The following is a 3,453-nucleotide window of genomic DNA, read 5'->3' as shown; positions in this document are numbered from 1 at the left end:
CTTTTGTTTTTACTCCATTTAAAAACTCTGGATAGACTACTAGCAAATCTTGTGCAACAGAAGCATCAAACTTCTCATATAGTTTCAAATACTTAGCTTTTACCCAACCATTATAAAAACCTTCAGCAAAACCTAAGCGAACAGATACCCATATATTTTTACCAATTTTTTTAAAAATATCTCTATCATGAGTAATTAAATTTTTTGCATCATAAGGGATATGGTAGAGGGATTTACTTTTAGAAGAGGGTCTCTCTCTTAAATTCAAGAAATCATTACTCGCTACATTTGTCACGGACAAAGAGACATCTGCAACTCCTTCATCAATATGTTTTGAGAAGTCAATCTTTGCATTTAATGAGACTGCTATTAAGAGCAGCAAAAGTATATTTTTCATATTTTCACCTTTCATTCAATATCATATCCTATCTGCAATGAAAAGAATATTAAAAAGAACCAAGTTCTAAATTGTGAGTAGTTTACTCTATAAACACCACCAGTCAATATCACATTGTGAAAATCATGCGTTAATTTTTACAAGTATTAATTTTTGGCAGTGATATAGAGATTTTTAATATAATCTTTAAAGATTATATTAGTAATTATATTCAATAGTTCTTAATCTAATCTTATTACTTCAACTCCCCCCAAGAGTTACCTATAGTTACAGAACAGACCAAAGGAGTATCCAACTTCATAATATTCTCCATTATAAACTTCAATCTATCTGCAACCTCATTAACAACACTCTCCTCTATCTCAAATATCAGTTCATCATGTATCTGTAGAAGCATAGCCCCATCAACCTGCTCTTCTATCATATATCTCTCTATCTCTATCATTGAGAGTTTAATCAAATCAGCAGCAGACCCTTGGAAAACGGTATTGACCGACTCTCTCATAAAAGCTGCCTTTTGCATACCGTTGGCACTCTCGTAGTCAAAGATTCTTCTTCTTTTCAATATAGTCTCTACAAATCCTCTATTTTTAACATCATCTTGTATCTGTGCTAAAAAATTCTGAACTGTAGGAAATGAGGCAAAATAGTTTTTGATAATCTCTTTTGCTTCTGAACTGCTTATACCTAGCTCATCGGATAACTTCTTGGGTCCCATACCATAAAGTAGTCCAAAATTCACAGATTTTGCAAAACTTCTTTTGGACTCTGCCTCCTCTTCTCCAAATAGTTTAACGGCTGTTGCCATATGAATATCTAAACCACTTCTAAAAGCCTCTAACAAAGCTCTGTCTTGGGAAAAGTGAGCCAAAAGCCTAAGCTCTATTTGAGAATAATCTATACTTAAGAGTTTATAACCATCTTTAGCCACAAATGCCTCTCTCACACTTCGTCCCAATGGTGAGCGAACAGGTATGTTTTGTAAATTAGGCTCTCTTGAACTTAATCTCCCTGTAGCTGTCCCTGTCTGCAAAAATGAGGTATAGACACGACTCTGCTTATCAGCTTTTGCAAGTTTTAGAAGAGGGTCAGCATAGGTAGATAGAATCTTCTGAACGGTTCTATACTTTAGTATCTTGGGGATAACCTCATGCTCATCTATTAGTGAGTTTAGAACTTTCTCATTGGTACTATATCCAGTTTTTGTCCTCTTCCCACCTTTGAGCCCAAGATGTCCAAAAAGAACATTTCCAAGCTGTTGAGTAGACTTGATATTAAATTCACTGCTAGTCAAAGCATATATCTCTGCTGTCAACTCCTCTATATTGGAACTAAGAGACTCTTGTAATCTCTCTAGTTTTTCTATATCAAGCTTAATCCCTCTCTGCTCCATCGCTATCAAGATATTTATAAACGGATACTCAACTCTCTTAGCCTCATCCTTTAGATGTCCTATAGAGGCTAAATCCATCATTTTGTCCAGTTTTAAATAGAGCATATAGCTCATCCAAGCATCCTCTCCTGCATAGAATGTGGCTGACTCTATATCCACATTGGCAAATGTCTCACCCTTTTTTACCATCTCTTTAAAAGGTTTCATCTCATATTTGAAAAACTTTTTAGCCAAAGCATCCAATCCAACTTTTGTCCCAGGGTTTAGCAACCATGCCATTATCATCGTATCAGCAAACGGAACAATCTCCTCTACTCCATGCTGAAAGTAGAGCAGAGAGAGGTCAAATTTCAAATTTTGTCCTATCACTTTTGCTTGTAATATTTTTTTTATAGCCTCTATAGCATCCTTCAAATCAACCTGCTCTGTCACACCTAAGTAGTGGTGAGCAATAGGTACATAATAGGCTTTTTGGGCATCTAAAGCAAAAGAGAACCCTACTATCTTCACCTTTTTGGTATCCAAACCTGTTGTCTCTGTATCAAATGCAACCAAAGTATCTTTACCAATAGTATCTACTATCTCAAAAAGTCTCTCTTTGGTATCCAGAGTTATAGCCTCAAAAGAGAGTGAGCTTTTAGGCTTCTCTGCTACTATATACTCATCAGATACTATACCAATCTGAGCCTTTTTTATCGCCTGTTTCATCTCATATCTCTCAAAATCATCAAGCAGACAAGCTAGATAGTTCTTCTCCTCAAACTCAAAACTATCCCAATCAAAATCTTTGAATATATCCGTACGCATCTCTACTAAATCTCTTGATAAAAAAGCACTCTCTCTACTCTCTAGCAGTAGTTTTTGAACTCTAGCAGTTCCACAATTCTCTATATCTTCATATATGGCTTCAAGTGTATGGTACTTGTTGATAAGTTTAGATGCACCCTTCTGACCAATCCCTTTGACCCCTGGTACATTATCAGAGCTATCACCAAGTATTGCCTGAAAATTCACAAAATCTCTAGGGTGAACCTCAAACTTATCCAGACATCCCTGCTCATCTATCTCTCTCTTTTTTACAGAGTCATACATCACCACTCGACCATCATCTATCATCTGATAGAGGTCTTTATCATGAGAGACAATCCGAACCTTTAACCCCTTCTCTTTGGCAAACTTAGCAACAGTAGCAATCACATCATCAGCCTCATAACCATCTTTGGAGAGATTAGCAAACCCCATCTCTCTTATCCAATCAATAGCAATAGGTAGCTGTTTGGTCAAATCCTCTGGAGGAGCATCACGATTGGCTTTATATTCAGGATAGATATTATTTCTAAATGTCTTTCCCTTAGTATCAAGAGCAAAAACTATATAGTCTGTATTGTGGTCACGCCGTAAGCTATCAATGAGGTTAATAAACCCAGTCAAGAGACCTGTAGGAAACCCATCAGAATTTTTTAGAGGGGGAAGAGCAAAGTATGAACGAAAAAAGAAGCCAAATGTGTCAATAATTGTGATTGTTTTCAAAATAGTACCTAATTTTTTAGAGAAATTTTACCCTATTATGAGTTATATCCTAATTTAGATACAAAATAAAGTGATGCTTAATTACTTATGTTATAATTATTTTATAATAAATTTTAAAGACAGGAATATATTT

Annotated in this window: 2 protein-coding genes; both read right to left on the bottom strand. The window is 35.4% G+C overall.

Annotated features, from left to right (window positions below; all coding sequences use genetic code 11):
- Positions 1–397: hypothetical protein (locus GSY74_RS03915; RefSeq protein WP_223157455.1), on the bottom strand; the 397-nt coding region annotated here is incomplete at its 3' end.
- Between the two features lie 235 nt (positions 398–632).
- The gene (polA, locus tag GSY74_RS03910) at positions 633–3,320 is read right to left on the bottom strand and encodes a DNA polymerase I (RefSeq protein WP_188108691.1); all 2,688 of its coding nucleotides are present in this window, start codon (positions 3,318–3,320) and stop codon (positions 633–635) included.
- Positions 3,321–3,453: the final 133 nt, after the last annotated feature.

The sequence above is a fragment of the Sulfurovum sp. bin170 genome (genome assembly GCF_010892395.1).
In the GTDB taxonomy this organism is placed as follows: Bacteria; Campylobacterota; Campylobacteria; order Campylobacterales; family Sulfurovaceae; genus UBA1140.
The sequence above is the reverse complement of the archived record's forward strand: the minus strand, read 5'-3'. Positions and strand labels throughout refer to the sequence as shown.